Origin of the sequence: Streptomyces sp. NBC_01197 (assembly GCF_036010505.1) — a bacterium.
Classification (GTDB): Bacteria; Actinomycetota; Actinomycetes; order Streptomycetales; family Streptomycetaceae; genus Streptomyces.
The window spans coordinates 3,588,402-3,606,802 of sequence record NZ_CP108569.1 but is presented as its reverse complement, the minus strand read 5'-3'; the positions used below and the strand labels follow the sequence as shown (position 1 = coordinate 3,606,802).

Below are 18,401 nucleotides of genomic sequence, written 5' to 3'. Positions count from 1 at the left end.
GGCGGTGGGCTGAGGTCAGCGGGCCGGTGCCGGCGGACTGAGGACGGCGTCGAGGTAGGCACTGTCGATGGGCGCCGGGGGGCTGGCCAGCCGACGGCGCTCCAGGTCCGCCAGGCTGCTGCGTTCGTAACGCCGACGCAGCCCGAGATAGGCGGTGGCCTCGGCCCCGTACTGGTCGACGGCGCGCTCCAGGCCCGTGGGGTCCGGGCGGTCGGCGACCAGTTCCAGACGGAGCCGGGGGACGGACCGCTGCAGTGCGTCATTGACCCGTTCCACAGGCGTCTCGACGGGGTGCACGATGTGGTGGACGGATGCCCCGGGCTCGCTGGGCGGGCGCCCTGCCAGCCGCAGCATGGCCAGTGCCGCGTACTCGACCTGCAGCAGGTTGATACCGGAGTCGGGTGCGCCGAGCAGACGGACTACCAGCTGCCCCGCGCGGCCGGATGCCGCGGAAGGCGCCGGCCCCGGCAGACCGTGGAGCGAATGGCGGAGGAACAGGGCGAGCTTGGCGGCAAGAACGGCGTAGGTGTGCTGCGGGGCCCGGGGCAGGGCGCGGCGACTGCTCAGCAGCACACTGGGCCGGAAGACCGTGGCGCACCGGCTGTTGTCACGCGCCCAGTGGTGGACCAGATTCTCGGCCCGGTATTTGGACTCCTCGTACGGAGTGAGGAAGCCATGGGTGCACTCCAGCTGCCGTTCCGGTACAACTCCTTCCAGCTGTGCTCCGGCCACGAATGCCGTACTGATGTGGAACAGCGGCGGTCTGCGGCTGCCGGCCGTGGCCAGGGCAATTATCTGCCGGGTCCCTTCCACGTTGGTCCGGTGCAGTTCCTCGGCGGCACCATGGAGTTTGGTGAGCGCTGCACAGTGCCATACGGCATCGACGCTGTCGGCGATGCCGGCGAATTCCCTTTCGGTCAGACCGAGTTGTGGACGGTCGAGGCATACCTGGACCGCACGTACCTGGTGGTGGATCCGTGCCACCGTCTCGGCCGGTGCCCCCGCTGAACGCAGGGCGCAGGCAAGTGAGGCCAAGGCCCGGTGCGGGGGCTTCCGTACCAGGGCCACCACCCGGGTGTCATGCGGCAGCAGACGCAGCAGCAGGTGCGAGGCGAGGAAACCGGTGGCTCCGCTCATGGCGATCGTGGAGCCGATAGGCCTCTCGTACGGGAGCCCGGTGGCCCGTTCGGCCGATTGCACCGTGTCCGGCATGGCCCGTCTTCGCATTCTCTGTGGAGTGGCGGAGTGGATTGCGTACTCGAAATTCCGTCTTCTGTCTCACGAGATGCCCGAACCTATACCGGCCGGAAGGCGCCGCAGTACCCGATAGGGGCGGAGGGGCTCGGTCCGGGCTCAGTTCCACCCCATCGGGGGATGTATTCCACAGCTTCGAATATTTTCCTCACTCCGGATTTCTGAGGACGCTCTTCAAATCATCGTTCAAGTCATAAGAACCGGCGCGCCATTCACCGCTGGGAGGCGACGGCAACCCACCGTGCCCTGGACAGGCTGTGCATCGTTGCCTCCGTGGAATTACCTGCACGAAACGGCCGATGGGCCGAGTGGCATAGCGGCGGACCGGCCGCTACCGGCGTGAACGGTGAAGCCGGTGTCGCTCGGACCGAGTGAGAGATGCGTGGGCGTGCACACAGGGCGGAACACCGGGCGGCACACAGGGGCACCGCGACCACGTGGGGTGGCGCCCCACGGCCCCAGCCGCCTGCTCACCGCGACAGGGCGCGTCGCCGTGCGATGGCGGCGCGCCGTACTGCTGCTGGCCACGGCGCTGACCCTGCTCTTCGCCCTGGCCGGGTACGACGTCAGCGGCCGGTTGGTCAACGGCGGCTTCGTCCCCGGCTCCGCTCCCTCCGCCGTGACCCACAAGACCATGGAAGGCTTCGGCGGCGGTGCGCCCGACTTCGTTCTGCTGGTCCACACCCGGGGCAGGGTCGACGCGCCGGATGCCCGGCGCAACGGCCTGCGGCTGGTCTCCCGCCTGCTCGCTGACCGTCAGGTGACCGATGTGGACTCCTACTGGACAGGCGCCGTCCGTCGCGGCACTCCGGCGACACCCGTTGCGGCAGGAGCGGCGAACGCGCTGACGCGGGGGCTCCGTACGCAGGACAGGCGCACCGTTGCGGTCCTGGTGCGCCTGCACGGCAGCGCCAGTGAAGTGCGTGGAGCGGTGGACCGGCTGCTCCCCGAAGTCACCGGACGCCAGGGGCCACTGAGAGTCGTAGCGACGGGACAGGCCGCAGCACTCAGAGACCTCGAAGAACAGAGTGAACGAGACCTGCGGACCGCCGAACTCATCGCCGCGCCGGCGGTGTTGATCCTCCTGCTGTGGGCTTTTGGGAGTCTGTGGGCGGCGTTGCTGCCCCTCGCTGTCGGCGCGGTGGCGGTCGCGGGTGCCATGGCAGTGCTGCGTGTGCTGACCACCCTGACGGAGGTGTCCGTATTCGCGCTGAACCTCACCACCGCGGTGGGCCTGGCCATGGCCGTCGATTACAGCCTGTTCCTGGTCGCCCGCTACCGGGAGGAACGCGCCGCCGGCGTACCTCATGACGTCGCGATCCAGCTGATGATGATCACTGGCGGCCGCATCGTCGTGGTGTCCGCTGCGGTCGTCGGTTCCGCCCTGACCGGGCTGCTGCTCTTTCCGCTGTATTTCCTGCGCTCCCTCGCCTGGGCGGGGCTGGCGGTCGTGGCGCTGGCTGCCGTCGTCGCGTTGCTGGTGGTCCCGGCTGCCCTGTCCTGCCTGGGCGAAAGACGGGCCGGTGCGGACTGGTTCGCGCGTCGGCGCATGCGGGGGCCCGTGGAGCGAGGGCGCTGGTACCGGCTGGCCGCCGCGGTCATGCGACGCCCCGTGCTGGTGGGCGTCGGCGGTCTGCTGGTACTGACCGCGCTCGCGGTGCCGTTTCGCGGTGCCGTCTTCGGTCTCAGCGACGAGCGCGTCCTCCCCAGGACCGCGCCCGTGGCAAGCGCGGCACGTGCCCTGCGTGCTGACCTTCCTGCGGTCGCGAGTTCCCCCGTCGACGTCGTGCTGTCGCACTGGCAGGCCGACTCCCCACTGCGCCGCCATGAACTGGGCGCCTACGCACGTCACTTGTCCGCCCTGCCGGGGGCAGCGGGTGTGCGGACCGTCACCGGCATCTACGCTTCCGGGCGTTCTGTCGTGAGCTGCCCTGCGGCCCCGGTGGATCCGCTCGTACGACGGGTCACGTGCGCCGACCTTGCCGACCGCCACCGTGCGGCAGCCGGGACGTGGGTCGCTCTGAGCGGCCCACCGGCGGCCTACGGCCCGGCCGGAACGCAGCTGGCGAGCTCCGTACGCGCCACCGCCGCCCCCGTTGCTGTCCGGCTGGCCGGACCCGCAGCGGAACTGCACGACATCAAGGCTGCCATCGCCCAACGGCTGCCCTACGCCGCTGGGCTGGTCGTCCTCTGCACTCTGGCCCTCCTCGGGGTGTTCACACGCAGCCTCTTCTTGCCGGTCAAGGCGCTGCTGATGAACCTGTTCAGCCTCACGGCAACCGCCGGGGGCATGGTATGGATCTTCCAGGACGGCCATCTGCGGTCATGGGTCGGGGAGTTCACTGTCACCGGAACCACTGACCTGCTCACCCCGATGGTGGCGGTCTGCCTGGCGTTCGGGCTCTCCATGGACTACGAGGTTCTCCTGCTCTCCCGTATCGGGGAGTCCCACGCCCGCACCCGCGACACGGTCCGGGCGACAGCGACTGGACTACAGGCCGCCGCACCGCTGTTCACGGCCTCCGCAGCCGTCGTCATCGCCGTACTGCTCGCTCTCGCCTCCGCCGACATCACCGTGATCAAGCTCATCGGTGTCACCGTCGCACTCTCACTGCTCATCGACACCTTGCTCATCCGGCCCCTGCTGGTCCCCGCCGTCATGGCACTGGCCGGAAACGCCAATTGGTGGGTGCCGAGCGGCTTCCGGCGTCGGCGCCCCAGCCCGCTGCCCGCCGTCGCCCCAGTGCTGTGGCCGTCCGGACCTCTCGCACCCGTACCTTCCGAACACCTCGTGGGCGGGCCACGCGCTGCGGACGGTCAACAGGGAGCGGGCGGTAGAGGAGGGCCGGGCGGTCGACGAGGGCCGGCCGGCCAACAGGAGGAAGGACACTGATGAACCGGCAGGCCCCACCCCTCCTCACCGTCACCGGGCTCCTCGGCGGTCCGCTGTCCGCCGCCGCGCAGCAGGCCATGGCCGTCAGTGGCACCGGCCCCGTCAGCGACGTACGCAGCCTGCTGACCGACCAGCGGGCCGCCACCATCCCGCACTCCACGCCCTCAGACGTCCTTGAGGCGATCACCACGGCCGAGGCTGCCCGGCAGACCTGGTCGCGGGCCTCTGCCGCCTGCCGCAGGAACGCCCTGGCCGGCCTGCACACGTGGATCGCCCGGCACCGTACTTACCTCGGTGCGCTCCTGACCCATGGCTCGGGCCTGTCCAGCGCCGACGCAGCGGCCGAGTTGCGCGACGCCCGGCGCACCATGCGACACCACCGCACACCGCTCCATTCCCTCGTCTCCATCCGTCGCCGGCCTCCGCAGCCGCCGGAAACCGTCGCCACACACGCCGAGGACTGCAAGCCCCTTGTATCGCTGCTCGAAGCCGCGGTGCCCGCCCTTCTGACCGGCAGCGCCGTCATCAGCCACGTCTCCCCGCGCACCGCCGTGCTCGCCGCCCGACTGTGCGCAGCAGCATCGGCATCCGGTCTTCCCCCGGGCACCTGGCAGCTGGTCGTCGCCCCCACCGGGTCCATCACCGCCGCGGTGCTCGACGAGCATGCGGACAGCGTCGTCCCACGGTGCTGCCCGGCGACCACTGCGGGTGCGCGCCGGCCCGGCATGCTCATCGTCCGTCACGACGCCGACCTGCGAACGGCAGTCGCGCAAGCTCGCCATGCCTGCTTCGACCGGGCCGGGCGCGGCTGCACAGCTGCCCCGCTCGTCGTCGCGCACGACAAACATCACGACGCACTCCTGCGCCGGCTCACCGCAACAGCCGCTCAGCTGCCGGCGCGTGCGATGTCCTCCCTTCCGGGGAGCCGTTACAGCGAGGAGTTCACTCACTTCGTGCGGCGTGTCTCCGCCGACGGGGCCGACGGAACGTTCCGCCCGGTCCTCACCGGCACTCCCCTCTCCCTCTACCTGCACGAAGCGGTCGTCACCACAGCTGCCCTCGACCCCGAGCTGCCGGCCGCCATCCCGCCAGGCCCCCTCGCGGTTGTGATGCGCTACAGCCACTGGTCCGACGTACTCGAACTCGCCCGCCACACGGGCCGCCACGCCACTGTGATCACCGACGCCCGTTCCACCTACCTCGCCGGCCAGTTCGCCTGCCTCGCCGCCAACGACATTCACCTCAACCGGCACCCCCGCCACTGCCGGAGGCCCGCCCGCCTGCCCTTGACCTGACGTACGGGCAAGAGGCCCACCCGCCCGGTCGTCAGATACGGCGGCCCGCGGTGACGGTGGACGCCGGGGCGGTGAGGACGCCGTCGAACGCGTGGGGGACCAGTGTGTACGTAGGTGCTCTGCAGCCGGAAGCGGTCGGGGTGGCCGGAGGTCTCCGTGTAGGCGTCCCGGGCCGAGGTGTCGGAGGCGAGGCCGTCCCCGCGAAGTCGCCGACGCCGCCCTCTTCCTCGGCGGCGACGAGCCTCCCACTTCACGGGGCTTGCGTCCGGCCTGACCGGGGGAGAGTAAGGGCGCCCCGGACGACCCGGCGGACCGCCGGACCGACGGACCGAAAATGAGGATGGTGCGGCAATGCCGAGGATTCCTGGAGCGACAACAGCCTTGGCCACCAGCGCTGAGCTTGCGGAAGACCCGATGGTCTCGGCTGTGACGGACGTGGCGGCCGGCGTCCTCCTGCCGGTCGCGGAAGAGACCGCGCAGGGGGGCGTTCCCCGCTCGCATCTCGACGAGCTGGCCCGGATCGGCGCCTTCGGGCTCGTCGGCTACGAACCCGTGGCGGGCAGCGGCGTGTCCGCATGGAACGTGGTCTGGGAGGCCCACGAGATCCTGTCGGCGACCGACCCCTCGACGTGGTTCGTCTTCACCCAGCATTTCGCCCTTGTCAAAGGGCTGCTCAAGAGCGGTAACGCCGAGTTGAGGGAGCGCTGGCTCCCCATGCTCCGCAGGGGCGAACGGCTCGCAACCGCGGGATTCGCCTTTCTGAATCACCCGCAGCCACCCGTCACCGCCGAACCGCTCGGCGACGGCTGGCGCCTGCGGGGGCGCGTGCCGTGGATGACTGGCTGGGGCATCGCCGGTCTGGCCTTCATCGGAGCCGTCACTCCTGACGATCAAGCGTTGTTCGTACTGATCGACTGTGCCGCACAGGGCAGCCGGCTGACCGCGGTGGACTCGCCCCCGCTCTGGGCGATGAACGCGACACACACGACGGCGGTGGAACTGCGCGATGTCGTCGTGCCCGCGGACGAGGTCATTTCGCTGGAGCCCCGGAAGGCCTGGTCCCTCGCCTATGACCTGGAGAACGCGAACTCCCACCCCGCGGTCTTCGGCCACCTCCGCTCAGCGGCGGACTACCTGATCCGTTCCGCGCCCCGGGCGGGCGCCACGTACGAGAGACTCGGCCACCGCCTGGCCGAAGAAGCAGCCCGGCTCCGCGCCGAAGCGTATGCACTGCGGGACGAACTGCCCCCGGAAGAAGGGGTCGAGGAACGGATCGCGATCCGGTCGGCGGTGCTGGACCTGGGCGTGCGCGCCGCGACCGCGTGCGTGGCAGCGACCGGTGGCCGTGCCGTGCAGTACGGCAACACGGCGGGGCGGCTGGCGCGCGAGGCTCAGTTCCACCTGATCCAGGCTCAGACCGGCCAGCTCCGCGCGGAGACCGCACGGGCGATGCTCCGGGGGATGTGACGGCGCGGCTCTCCGGACATCTGTGCCCGTCAGTTTTGAAGAGCGCGTCCTCAGCGATCAGCACGCTCCGGGAGGTCTGGGTTTTTCACACTGCGGGATGCACTCTCCGGTCACCTGGCGCCATCCCGGCGGGAGCACGGCGGCCCCCTCCGCAGGAGTCGCCATGCCGCCCCCGCGGGCCGCTCCGAAAGGTGACCGTGCCGGCTGTCTTGTCGAAGACCCGACCCCCCCGACATGCTGTGTCCATGACACCCTCGGGGGCCTGACCCAGCCAGGACGGGTCGGCGCACGTCGGCACCGCGCCCCGGCGATGTCCCGTCAGAGGGGGTGCGGAGGCAGGCGAGAGCACGCCTCTCCCCCCGTTCCCCACGGAGGTCGGACGAATGCGTTTGAGTTGGGCAAGACAGCGGCGCGGCGGGTGGAAGAGAACGCTCAAGCTTCTTCCTGTCGTCGCCGTCACGGTGGCGACCACCCTCGTCGGTTCGCCGAACGCCGAGGCGACGGTGCCCTCGGCGCCGTCGGGATTCACCCTCACCTGGAGCGACGACTTCAACGGGTCCTCCGGCACCGGCATCGACCAGAACCTGTGGAAGTACGACACCGGTCCGGGCAGCACGTTCGGCACCGGTGAGATCGAGACCATGACCAGCAGTACGTCCAACGTCTACTACGACGGCCAGAGCCATCTGGTGCTCCAGGCCCTGCACTCCGGTTCCGACCCGGCGAGCGGCTGGACCTCCGGACGCGTGGAGACCCAGGCGGCGACCTTCGGCGCCCCGGCCGGCGGCGTCGTACGCATGGAGTCCGTCCTCCAGCAGCCCAACGTCAGCACCGCCAACGGCGCCGGCTACTGGCCGGCGTTCTGGATGCTCGGCTCGACGCTGCGGTCCGGCGTAACCTGGCCGAAGTCCGGTGAGGTCGACATCATGGAGGACATCAACGGCCGCAGCTCCGACTTCAGCACCATCCACTGCGGCGTGAACCCGGGCGGCCCGTGCAACGAGTCGACCGGCATCGGCTCCGGTGAGCACGCCTGTGCGGGCTGCCAGACCGGCTTCCACGACTACGCGGTGGAGATCGACCGCTCGGTCTCGCCGGAGCAGGTCCGGTTCTACCTCGACGGGACCAACTTCTTCACCGTCAGGGCCAACCAGGTCGACGCGACCACCTGGGCCGACGCGATCGACCACCCCTTCTTCATCATCTACGACCTGGCGATGGGCGGCGGCTTCCCGGCCGCGTTCGGCGGCGGTCCGAACGCGGCCACGGTCTCCGGCGGCAAGCTGGTGATCGACTCGGTGGCCGTGTACAACAAGGCGCCCGGCTCCGGGAACGGCGGCGGTCCGGTGACCGGCCAGACGATCACCGGTCCGGGTGGCAAGTGCGTGGACGTGGCGGGCGACGACACCGGCGGCGACGGCACCGCGGTCCAGCTCTGGGACTGCCAGGCTGCGGCGAAGGACCAGCACTGGACCTGGAGCGGCCAGACCCTGCAGACCCTCGGCAAGTGCCTCGACATCGCCGGCGGCAACAGCGCCGCGGGCACCAGACTCCAGCTCGCCACCTGCAACGGCGGCGGCTACCAGAACTGGGTGCGCCAGGGCAACGGTTCCCTGGAGAACCCGACCAGCGGCCGCTGCATCGACTCCCCGTCCGGCGCCACCGCCAACGGCACCCGCCTCCAGATCTGGGACTGCAACGGCGCGGACGCCCAGGAGTTCGCCATCGGCACCCCGATCTACGGCCCCGGCGGCAAGTGCGTGGACGTCGCGGGCGACGACACCGGCGGCGACGGCACCGCGGTCCAGCTCTGGGACTGCCAGCAGGCGACCTCGCTCGACCAGAAGTGGGCCTGGAGCGGCCAGACCCTGCACACTCTCGGCAAGTGCCTGGACATTGCCGGCGGGGTCAACGCCAACGGCACCAAGCTCCAACTGGCCACCTGCAACAACAGCGGCTACCAGAACTGGGTCACCAACCCCAATGGTTCGATCTCCAACCCGACCACAGGCCGCTGCATCGACTCCCCGTCCGGCGCCACCGCCAACGGCACCCGCCTCCAGATCTACGACTGCAACGGATCGGCCGCCCAGAAGTTCACCCCGGCCTGAGCTCTGTCCTGAGCCCCCAGCCTCTCTCTGTACGTTGAAGGGCCCGGCAGCGAACTGCGGGGCCCTTCAGCGTGAGTGTCCGGTGAGGCGCGCGCTGCAGTGGGCCGCGTGGAGCCCACTGCCTGCCTGACCCGCGGTACGCGATAGAGGGAGCGGACCGGACGGAGGAGCTGTTCTTGGCAACGGAAGGTACCGTTGACGTCGTCCGGCCCGCGATCGACCAGGAGCTGGTCAGGCGCCTGGTCGACACACAGTTCCCGCAGTGGTCGGAGTTGCCGTTAAGGGCTGTCCCGCAATTCCCGGCGGGCGCGCGACGACAGCTACGGCACCTCGCCGCGTTGTCGGAACGTCCACATACATCCAGTATGCGGACGTCCCTCCGCCTTGCGATGCACCGCATCTGACGCCGCGCGCTGATCCACCAGGAATTGCGGGACAGCCCTTAGGCTGCTCGATCCGGTCGGCTCGGTCCCTGTGATCCATCGCCTGGGTGACGGACTCGCTGTCAGGCTGCCCGGGCATGCCGGGGCTGTCGGACAGGCCCGCAAGGAATCCGTGTGGTTGCCCCGGCTCGTTCCGCACCTGCCGCTGGCCGTTCCGGTTCCGGTGGCGTCGGGAAAGCCGGATTCCGGCTATCCCCGGGAGTGGGCGGTGTCCCGCTGGCTCGAAGGTGAGGTGGCGACCACCGACGCGCTGGGGGGTTCCGTCACCGTGGCAGTGGAGCTGGCGGAGTTCCTCAACGCCCTGCAGCGTATAGCGCCTTCGGACATCCTGGGCCGACCCGCCGGTGACGACCTCGTTGCCGGGACACTGGCCGAGCGGGACCGCGCGAAGCGGGCCGCCATCGCGAAGTTCGGCGGCGTGTTCGACGCGCCGGCCATGACCGGGCTGCGGGCCGGGCAGTGCAACAGGCCCGGTGCGGTGCTCAGTTCGAGCGCCGCAGGGCGGGCAGGTCGGCGCACAGGGCGGCCGGGAAGGCGGGCTCGATGCGGTGCACGTCGGCGCAGCCCGCCTTCGTGCCGCGTGCGAGGGGCACCCAGCCTGACTTCTCGGCCCGGAAGAACCACCGGTCGCCGAGGCTCGCCCCGCAGCCCGGCGCCTCGCCGTCGGCGCAGGCCGGGCCCATGCGCGAGGACACGTCGAACACCAGCCACTTCCCGTCGCAGCGCTCCTCGCCGCGGGAGGTGTGGTTCGGCACGTCGAGCGCCGCCACGGCCTGGTCGTAGGAGGCGGGAGTGCAGCCGGTGGGTGCCGGGTGGCAGCCGCGGTCGCCGCACAGCCGCAGGTCGGGCAGGCCGGCGTCGTCCGCCGTGAACGTCGTGTCGTTGTCCACGGACAGTTCGCGGTGGCCGAGCGCGGATGGCAGCCGCACCTTCGCCGTGCCGGTCGCGGTCTTCGAGCAGTCGGCGTGCGGGTCGCCGGTCAGGGCGGAGAAGGTGACCTGCACCCACACGGTGCGCTCCGAGGTGGAGGTCACGACCGCCTTCAGATCGCGCGCGCAGGTCTTCCCCTTGCCTGGCACCTCTGCGTCGACGCTGAGCGCGCGCCCGCTGTCGGAGAGCCGGGCGGCGGTCACGCGGAACGGCGCGAACCTCTGCCAGTGCGGCGCTTCCGTCGTCGTCGGCGCCCCTGCCCCGACCCGCTGGGTCCCGCAGGCTCCGAGCAGCAGGACGGCAACGGCGCTCAGCAGGACGGCGGCCAGTGAGCTCCTGGAGTGCATGTGTTCCGGACCCCCCATGGAAAACGGTCGACCCGGGCGACTATAGAACGACGCGTACACGTCATGCTGCCAACCGCACGGCGGCGGCGGCGGCAGGGTCGGGCGTCGGCTCGACGGGCGGCCGTGGGCCGGCACTGTAGTCGCAGCCCAGGGATTCCTGCCCGTGGGCAGGATGGTGTCTTCGTACCTGTCGCTGCTGGCGAGGTAGAGGGCGAAGCCTCAGGTGATGGTGGGCTCGGCTTCCACTTTCGTCGAGGGTCTTGGAACCCCCTTGCTTCGCGGCGATAGGTGGTCGCGGGCGGAGCGGTATCAGCTTTCAGGCCGCGTCTGCTCCGGTGGGACGGTCGCGGAGAGGGCGTGCAGATCGTCGAAGGCTTCAAGGAGATGTGTGTCCAAGCCCTGTGAGGGGTCGTCGATCCAGGCTTGGGCGGCGTGGTGGAAGGTGGCCCAGCCGGTGTGTGCGGCCAGGCTGGCCAGCCGGTCGGGGACATCGCGCTGGCGTAGCGCCTCCGCTAGGGCTTCGGTGAGGGCTGCGGCCTTGGCCAAGTCACGTTCTCGCAGGGCTGGCGTCTTGGCGATGACCGCCAGCCGTGGCTCGGCAAACGGGCGGTTGTCCTCAAGGATTCGTCCGGCTTTCCGGAAGGCGCACAGCAGAATGCCGAGTGGCTGCAGGCCATCGGGGGCGTCAGCGACCTCCTGCGTCAGCGCGGCGCGCAGGTCGGCCTCGCCGCCGAAGAGCACCTCGCGCTTGTCCGGGAAGTGCCGGAAGAACGTGCGCTCGTTGACGCCTGCCCGGGCGGCGATCTCAGCCGTAGTGGTCTGATCGAACCCGCGCTCCCGGTACAGCTCCAGAGCCGCCTGTTGAAGGCGGCGGCGCGCTTCTGCTCCGCTTCGTGGCACCCCTCGAAGATACCGCATACGCCAGCGGCTGGCACTACTTGACGTCAGTGACTGGCGCTACGTAATGTCAGTCACTGGCACTACTTAGTGCCAGTGGCCGACATTAAGTGGGAGGTTTTCGTCGCTGGTGGCAGCGACCCCGACCTTTCGGTCCGAACGCCGTCGAGGCGATCAAGGTCTCCGTTCCGCCTCGCAGGCGCTGACAGGGCGCATGCGACACGTGGCTGCGCTCCCGTCCTCGAAGGCAGGCCACTCCCGCCTCACCCACACCGGAACCGTTCAGCGGCCCGGTGTACACACCCACAAAGGAAGCGTTTCGTGCATATCTTTGTCACTGGTGGTTCTGGCCAGACCGGCCCCGCCGTCGTCGCCGAGCTCGTCGCGGCCGGCCACAACGTCACTGGTCTGGCGCGCTCGGATGCCGCAGCCACCAGGCTGGAGTCGCTGGGCGCCACACCACACCGCGGCTCCCTGGACGACCACGACAGCCTGCGCCGCGGCGCCGAGGCCGCTGACGGTGTCCTGCACATGGCCTACGGCGGCGACTTCTCCGACCTCGACGACATGATGAGGCGCGACCGGACCGCGATCGAGGCTCTCGGCCAGCCGTTGGAACGCTCGGGCAAGCCGCTCGTCATCACTTCGGGCACGCTGGTCATGCCCGCCGGCCGGGAGACCACCGAGAAGGACGAACCCGACGCGGCCGGGATCGCCGCCTTCCGTATCGCGGGCGAGCGAGCCTGTCTGGGCTTCGCCGCCCGGGGAGTACGCGCGAGCGTGGTCCGCCTCGCTCCTACCGTCCACGGCCCTGAAGACCACGGCTTCATCCCCATGCTCATCGCCACCGCGCGAAAGACCGGCGTCTCGGCCTACGTCGGCGACGGCACCAACCGGTGGCCCGCAGTGCACCGGATCGACGCCGCGGTCCTGTTCCGCCTGGCCCTGGAGAAGGCTCCTGCGGGCAGTGTGCTGCACGGAGTAGCCGAAAGCGGCGTCACCATGAAGAGCATCGCGCAGACCATCGCCCGGGGCCTGGACCTGCCCGCGGTCTCGCTGACCCCCGACGAGGCTGCCAGGCACTACGTCAGCCCGTTCATGGCCAGGGTCTACGGCTTCGACGCGCCCGTCTCCAGTGCTCACACACAGGATCTGCTCGGCTGGTCTCCCACCCATCCGACACTTCTCCATGACCTGGAGCACGGCGACTACTTGGCCACGCCGGCCTAAGGGCTGTCCCGCAATTCCCGGCGGGCGCGCGACGACAGCTACGGCACCTCGCCGCGTTGTCGGAACGTCCACATACATCCAGTATGCGGACGTCCCTCCGCCTTGCGATGCACCGCATCTGCCGCCGCGCGCTGATCCACCAGGAATTGCGGGACAGCCCTTAGTGACCCCCTCACACCCATCCGAACTCCCGTCGTCGGTGTCCTCGGGAGCGTCCGGGTCGTGCACAGGCTGCAGTCCCTGGCGGAGACCGCCGCTTTGTCCGTCAGCCAGTTCGCCGTCGACATAGGCGAACTGCCGAGGTGACGGACGTCCAGACCCGCAAGCTGGGGCCAGGAGGCGCGGGCGCGGGCGGTCAGCTTCTGGGCGAGGGAGGGACTTGGTCGACTCCGGCACGGTGGGCATGCGTCCATCCCGCCCGGTCGTCGTGGCGGGGGCGCTGCAAACTCCCGCAGGGAAGATCCACTTCTGCTGATCGGCTTGCCTGCCTTGCTCATTGCCGCCGCCTGCCCGATATCCCTGACCGCCTCGCAAAGGCAGCACCTGAAGAAGGCGGCCTTCGGTCAAGACCCCTCACCAGGCCCGGATCCGGGCGCAGGTGGTGCTGCACGCGGCGTGGGGACACTCCAACGCCCGGATCGCCCGGGAGACGGGCCTGCACCTGGACACGGTGCGTCGGTGGCGAAACCGGTTCGCCCAGGGCGGCCTGCCGGCCCTGGCCGACGCCAGACGCTCCGGGCGCCCCGCCCGGTTCACCCCGGTGCAGGTCGCCCAGACCAAGGCCCTGGCATGCCAGTTACCGGCCGAGACCGGCATCCCGCTGTCGCGCTGGTCGTGCCCCGAACTGGCCGCCGAACTGACGGCGCGCGGCATCACCGGCCCCGTCTCGGCGTCCACCGTGCGCCGCTGGCTACGCCAGGACGCGATCAAGCCCTGGCAGTACCAGTCATGGATCTTCATCCGCGACCCGGCCTTCCGTGCCAAGGCCAAGCGGGTCCTGGAGTTGTACGCCCGCACGTTCGAGGGTGTTCCGCTGGGCGCGGAGGAGTACGTCGTCAGCTCTGACGAAAAGACCTCCATCCAGGCCAGGTGCCGCTGTCACCCCACCCTGGCCCCCGGAGCGGCCCGCGCCATGCGGGTGAACCACACCTACGGGCGGGGCGGCGCGCTGGCCTACCTGGCTGCCTACGACGTCCACCGTGCGAAGGTCTTCGGCCGCACCGAGGCGCGCACCGGCATCGAGCCGTTCATGGCCCTGGTCGCCCAGGTCATGAGCCAGGAGCCCTACGCCAGTGCTAAACGGGTGTTCTGGATCGTCGACAACGGCTCCTCCCACCGCGGCACGAAAGCCGCCGACCGGCTGGTCGCGGCGTTCCCGAACGCAGTCCTGGTGCACACCCCTGTCCACGCCTCATGGCTGAACCAGGTGGAGATCTACTTCTCCGTGGTGCAGCGCAAGGTCGTCTCGCCCAACGACTTCACCAAGCTGACCCAGGTCAGGGAGCGGCTCCGAGACTTCGAAGACCGCTACAACGCGCAGGACTTCCGGAGCCGACCACTAAGTAATGGAGCGAGTGACGGGAATCGAACCCGCGCTACGGATGGGGGCGCGCGACGGTGCGGGTCTTCGGGGGAGGGCATCCGCCTGGGGCGACAGTGGGCCGAGCGGAGCCATCGGTCCTGGGCTGCTTCCCGTCCTGCTGTGTTTGAGGAATCCGTGGCTGAGGATTCTGCATACTGGTCTAGGCACCCGACGGGGGCATCGGCTTCGGTTATGAGCGTCGCCGGGCATCCAGTCAGGATTGCAGCCACCCACTGTCAATGGGCCGGGCCGGGCTCGATGTGCGGGGGTCCGCTACGGAGCGGGCTCGTACTCAGCGTTTCGCTGCCCACACCCGGCTGCGTCATCTCTGAGCGGAGTTCCGTCGGCTGTCTTGAGCACGTGGGCCGCGTGGGCGTTCCACTCGCGGAGGGTGTCAGCGGACGGGATAGCGCCGGGAACCAGGATGTAGTCCCGGCGGTGAAGGACTCTCCTCACCTCCGGCTCGCTGAGCTCCTTCCAGCGCGCGGGCTGGCTCGGCGCCTGGCCTCGATCCGTGCTCATAAGGCGCTGAATCTGTTCCGCCAGGCCGAGGAACTGGTGGTAGAGAGTGCTGCGTTCTTCTGCCTTCCCCATGGCTTCCCCCGTAGTTACGTCGCGTTGTCTTCACATTATGCACACGAACTTTCGATGTCTTCAGCGATCCCAACGCCTCGGCGGCCGAGCGGAGAAGGGGCTTCCCGCCCCCTGGCGACGCCTCGGTCCCCCATGGGCTGGGGCTTGCCTCGAACTCCAGGGTCAAGGGCCTGGTCAGCCGTGCCGAGGAGGGACGACCGCTCCGTCCATGGTTCGATCAGAGGGCGTGGCGCAGACCTCATCACATGAGGCGGAGTGAGTGGTCGTCATGCGGCGACTGCCGCTCGATACGGTCCGCGATCTCCCCCTTGGACTCGCCGCTCGTGATGGGCGCCGCGGGATGCGGTGAGGCCGTTCGGCCATGAGCGGGTCGGTGCGGCGTGTGTGCGTCAGGGTCGTGCAGGTCCTCGTTGAGACGGCTGCGCAGCAGGAGGAGAGCGGGTGTGTCCGCCACTTTGGCCAGACGTTCGAGCAGGGACCGAATACGGCTTTCGTCGCCGTCGCGGCCGGCCGTGACGATCCCGGAAATCGTTTCGCGTACGGATGCGGGACAGTGCTGTCGAAGGTGTCCACCATCTTCGGGTACCCCGCTTGGCCAGCAGGACGGATCGCTCGTTCGGATGAGGGCTGCCGGACTGGAAGGGTCCCAAGCACGCCGTGAGGGTCCGGCCGGCGTTTGGCGGTCGGACCCTCACTGTGGTTCTGGTGGCTCGTGCCTGTCCGGTCGGTCAGACGGCGGCAGGGGCGCCGAGCATCGCGGAAGCCTGCTGGATCGGGCTGGGGGCGTGCTCGGGCGCGGCGCTGTGGGGGAGGCCGGGGCAGGTGAAGCCGAGTTGGGTCATGGCGCGGAGGATTTCACCGGCGCTGAAATCGCGGCGGTCCTGGCGTGTGATGACCTGTCCGACCTGCTTGATCGGGTAGGTGCGGCGGCCGATGATCACGGACTCGCCGATGACCTGTTCGGGCTTGACGCCCTTCATGGATTCCAGGACGCCGTTCTTGGTGAGGTCGAACGGGAAGCGGGCGATGACACAGCGCATGATGCCTCACAGGGAGAGAAAAGGGATGGTTCCACCGCGGTGAGGCGGTTCAGCGGGGAAGGGCGAGGACGCCCAGGGCACTGCCGTGCTCGTCGACGACCCGCAGGGCATCGGGCCGGCGGCCGCGCACTGTGTGCTTGGCTTCGGCGATTGCCTTCACGGGAGAGGCGAACGGCACGCGGTCATCGAGCATGTCGCGTAGCTGGACCCGGTCCGTGTACGTGGAACTGTCGCGGACGGCGGCGAGCTGGGCCTGGGGGACCGAACCGGTGAACAGGCGGTCGTTGTCGCAGATGAGCAGGTGCCTGGTGTGGGCACTGGCCATGAGGGAGAGGGCCACCTCGATGGTCATGTCGTCACAGACCTGCGGTCCGGCCGTGTCCATGGCGCCGGCCGGCGCACTGTGTATGGCTTTCGCCGGGCGGGGTTGCATCTGGACCAGAGTCAAAGCGTGCCTCCTGCAGAGATGGGTCAGTTTCCTGATCACGGGGGTCCTAAGGGCTGTCCCGCAATTCCCGGCGGGCGCGCGACGACAGCTACGGCACCTCGCCGCGTTGCCGGAACGTCCACATACATCCAGTATGCGGACGTCCCTCCGCCTTGCGATGCACCGCATCTGACGCCGCGCGCTGATCCACCAGGAATTGCGGGACAGCCCTTAGGCCGCCGCGTCGAAGGAGGACTGACGCGCGCTCACGCGCCGGGCAGCCGAGGCGGGGCTGCGTCGGCCGCGGGAGGCCGTGCTGCGGGTGCGCTCACGCCGTGCGGCCGCCGGCGCGGTGATCGTCACGGGAATGCCGGAGGGTGTCTGGGCGCCGGTGATCCGGATGAGTGCTTCTTCCCCGGAGCGGACCGGGGTGGTCTGCGGGACGATGCCGGCTGCCGTCATGAGGCGCGTCATGTCGCGGCGCTGGCTGGGGGTGACGAGGGTGACTACACGGCCGGACTCGCCGGCCCGTGCGGTGCGGCCGCCGCGGTGGAGGTAGTCCTTGTGGTCGGTCGGCGGGTCGACGTTGACGACGAGGTCGAGGTTGTCGACGTGGATGCCGCGTGCCGCGACGTTCGTCGCGACGAGCACGGTGACGTGCCCGGTCTTGAACTGGGCCAGAGTCCGGGTGCGCTGCGGCTGCGACTTGCCGCCGTGCAGGGCAGCGGCCCGCACCCCGCTGTTCAGCAGGTCCTGCGTCAGCCGGTCGACGGCGTGCTTCGTGTCCAGGAACATGATCACCCGGCCCTCGCGTGCCGCGATCTGGATCGTCGTGCGGTGCTTGTCCGCGCCGTGGACGTGCAGCACGTGGTGCTCCATCGTGGTGACCGCGCCTGCGGACGGGTCGACGGAGTGGACGACAGGGTCGGTGAGGTAACGGCGGACCAGGAGATCGACGTTGCGGTCGAGAGTGGCGGAGAACAGCATCCGCTGGCCCTCGGGGCGTACTTGGTCCAGGAGCGCGGTGACCTGGGGCATGAAGCCCATGTCGGCCATCTGGTCGGCCTCGTCCAGGACGGTGATCGCGACCTGGTTCAGCCGGCAGTCACCCCGGTCGATGAGGTCCTTGAGCCGTCCCGGTGTCGCGACGACGACTTCGGCTCCACGGCGCAGTGCGCTGACCTGTCGGCTGATCGGCATTCCGCCGACGACGGTGGTCAGGCGCAGCCTGACCGAGCGGGCGTAGGGGGTGAGAGCGTCAGTCACTTGCTGCGCCAGCTCACGCGTCGGCACGAGGATCAGAGCCAGCGGCTGGCAGGGCTCGGCGCACTGTCCGGCGGTACGGGCCACCAGGGCCAGGCCGAAGGCGAGAGTCTTGCCTGAACCGGTGCGCCCGCGCCCGAGGACGTCGCGGCCCGCGAGGGTGTTGGGCAGCGTCGCGCCCTGGATCGGGAACGGGACGCGCATGCCCTGTGCGGTGAGCGCGGCCAGCAGCCGCTCTGGCATGTCGAGATCGGCGAACGCCTCGACGGCGGGCAGCGCGGGAGTGATCGTCTTCGGCAGGGCGAACTCGCCCTGGACCGCAGCGGGCCTCCGGCCCTGGCCGCCCGAGCGGCTCGGACCCCCGGAGCGGCTGGGGGCGGGCGAGCCGAAGCGGCTGCCCCGGCCTGAACCGGCGCCGGAGCCGAAAGCGGTGCCGCCGGTACGGCCGCGAGTACGGGAGTTGCGGTTGTTCGTACGTGCGGGGTTCATTGAGAACCTTCCTTGATACGGCACGTATCAAGGAATTCCCGCAGCGGAAAAGCAGCGCGGGGAATCACAAGAACGGGCCGAAATGGAATGCGAAAGCGAAGCCGCTTTGCAGTGAATGCGGTGCGGGATGCAGGCGCTG

The 18,401-nt window shown here is 69.7% G+C and carries 13 protein-coding genes and 1 pseudogene; 7 read left to right on the top strand and 7 right to left on the bottom strand.

Translation table 11 applies throughout. The annotated features are described in order from the left end of the window. Positions 1 to 15: 15 nt before the first annotated feature. Positions 16 to 1,212 (bottom strand): SDR family oxidoreductase, encoded by a 1,197-nt coding sequence (locus tag OG452_RS16385; RefSeq protein ID WP_327296334.1) that lies wholly within the window; start codon positions 1,210 to 1,212, stop codon positions 16 to 18. Positions 1,213 to 1,747: 535 nt separating this feature from the next. Here OG452_RS16385 and OG452_RS16380 point away from each other — a divergent pair. The 5 genes and pseudogenes from OG452_RS16380 to OG452_RS16355 all read left to right on the top strand — a co-directional run. Then, the gene (locus OG452_RS16380; RefSeq protein ID WP_327296333.1) at positions 1,748 to 4,147 is read left to right on the top strand and encodes an MMPL family transporter; all 2,400 of its coding nucleotides are present in this window, start codon (positions 1,748 to 1,750) and stop codon (positions 4,145 to 4,147) included. Beyond that, positions 4,147 to 5,442 carry an aldehyde dehydrogenase family protein gene (locus OG452_RS16375; protein WP_327296332.1) on the top strand — a complete coding sequence of 432 codons (1,296 nt, stop codon included), beginning with the start codon at positions 4,147 to 4,149 and terminating at the stop codon, positions 5,440 to 5,442. Before OG452_RS16380 ends, OG452_RS16375 begins: the two co-directional genes overlap by 1 nt. A gap of 381 nt (positions 5,443 to 5,823) precedes the next feature. Continuing rightward, entirely contained in the window at positions 5,824 to 6,909 is a 1,086-nt protein-coding gene (locus tag OG452_RS16370) for an acyl-CoA dehydrogenase family protein (RefSeq protein WP_327296331.1), read from the top strand. A 461-nt stretch (positions 6,910 to 7,370) separates the two neighbouring features. Continuing rightward, a complete protein-coding gene (locus OG452_RS16365; RefSeq protein WP_327296330.1) occupies positions 7,371 to 9,020 on the top strand; it encodes a ricin-type beta-trefoil lectin domain protein in 1,650 nt (549 codons plus the stop codon). A gap of 441 nt (positions 9,021 to 9,461) precedes the next feature. After that, positions 9,462 to 9,911 (top strand): annotated as a pseudogene (locus OG452_RS16355) (phosphotransferase); the annotation flags it as partial. Between the two features lie 34 nt (positions 9,912 to 9,945). Here OG452_RS16355 and OG452_RS16350 read toward each other — a convergent pair. Together OG452_RS16350 and OG452_RS16345 are read right to left on the bottom strand one after the other, a co-directional pair. Beyond that, the gene (locus OG452_RS16350) at positions 9,946 to 10,740 is read right to left on the bottom strand and encodes a hypothetical protein (RefSeq protein ID WP_327296329.1); all 795 of its coding nucleotides are present in this window, start codon (positions 10,738 to 10,740) and stop codon (positions 9,946 to 9,948) included. A 309-nt stretch (positions 10,741 to 11,049) separates the two neighbouring features. Beyond that, positions 11,050 to 11,640 (bottom strand): TetR/AcrR family transcriptional regulator, encoded by a 591-nt coding sequence (locus OG452_RS16345; protein WP_327296328.1) that lies wholly within the window; start codon positions 11,638 to 11,640, stop codon positions 11,050 to 11,052. A gap of 318 nt (positions 11,641 to 11,958) precedes the next feature. On the opposite strand from OG452_RS16345, the gene OG452_RS16340 reads away from it, so the two are divergent. Both OG452_RS16340 and OG452_RS16335 read left to right on the top strand, forming a co-directional pair. After that, positions 11,959 to 12,867, top strand: a complete 909-nt coding sequence (locus OG452_RS16340; protein WP_327296327.1) for an SDR family oxidoreductase — start codon at positions 11,959 to 11,961, stop codon at positions 12,865 to 12,867. Positions 12,868 to 13,453: 586 nt separating this feature from the next. Beyond that, positions 13,454 to 15,292 carry an IS630 family transposase gene (locus OG452_RS16335; protein ID WP_327299658.1) on the top strand — a complete coding sequence of 613 codons (1,839 nt, stop codon included), beginning with the start codon at positions 13,454 to 13,456 and terminating at the stop codon, positions 15,290 to 15,292. Here OG452_RS16335 and OG452_RS16330 read toward each other — a convergent pair. The 4 genes from OG452_RS16330 to OG452_RS16315 all read right to left on the bottom strand — a co-directional run bounded on the left by OG452_RS16330 (position 15,285) and on the right by OG452_RS16315 (position 18,262). Further along, positions 15,285 to 15,497 (bottom strand): hypothetical protein, encoded by a 213-nt coding sequence (locus tag OG452_RS16330; protein WP_327296326.1) that lies wholly within the window; start codon positions 15,495 to 15,497, stop codon positions 15,285 to 15,287. The two genes, OG452_RS16335 and OG452_RS16330, sit on opposite strands and share 8 nt — an antisense overlap. A 274-nt stretch (positions 15,498 to 15,771) precedes the next feature. Then, a complete protein-coding gene (locus tag OG452_RS16325) occupies positions 15,772 to 16,083 on the bottom strand; it encodes an SCO5918 family protein (protein WP_327296325.1) in 312 nt (103 codons plus the stop codon). A gap of 49 nt (positions 16,084 to 16,132) precedes the next feature. Continuing rightward, entirely contained in the window at positions 16,133 to 16,531 is a 399-nt protein-coding gene (locus OG452_RS16320; protein WP_327296324.1) for a hypothetical protein, read from the bottom strand. Between the two features lie 210 nt (positions 16,532 to 16,741). After that, positions 16,742 to 18,262 carry a DEAD/DEAH box helicase gene (locus tag OG452_RS16315; RefSeq protein WP_327296323.1) on the bottom strand — a complete coding sequence of 507 codons (1,521 nt, stop codon included), beginning with the start codon at positions 18,260 to 18,262 and terminating at the stop codon, positions 16,742 to 16,744. Between the last annotated feature and the right edge of the window lie 139 nt (positions 18,263 to 18,401).

Bases quoted from the DNA above. Each gene is read 5' to 3' on its own strand.
- OG452_RS16350 (WP_327296329.1), bottom strand. From the start codon at position 10,740: ATGCACTCCAGGAGCTCACTGGCCGCCGTCCTGCTGAGCGCCGTTGCC.
- OG452_RS16385 (WP_327296334.1), bottom strand. From the start codon at position 1,212: ATGCCGGACACGGTGCAATCGGCCGAACGGGCCACCGGGCTCCCGTAC.
- OG452_RS16325 (WP_327296325.1), bottom strand. From the start codon at position 16,083: ATGCGCTGTGTCATCGCCCGCTTCCCGTTCGACCTCACCAAGAACGGC.
- OG452_RS16315 (WP_327296323.1), bottom strand. From the start codon at position 18,262: ATGAACCCCGCACGTACGAACAACCGCAACTCCCGTACTCGCGGCCGT.
- OG452_RS16375 (WP_327296332.1), top strand. From the start codon at position 4,147: ATGAACCGGCAGGCCCCACCCCTCCTCACCGTCACCGGGCTCCTCGGC.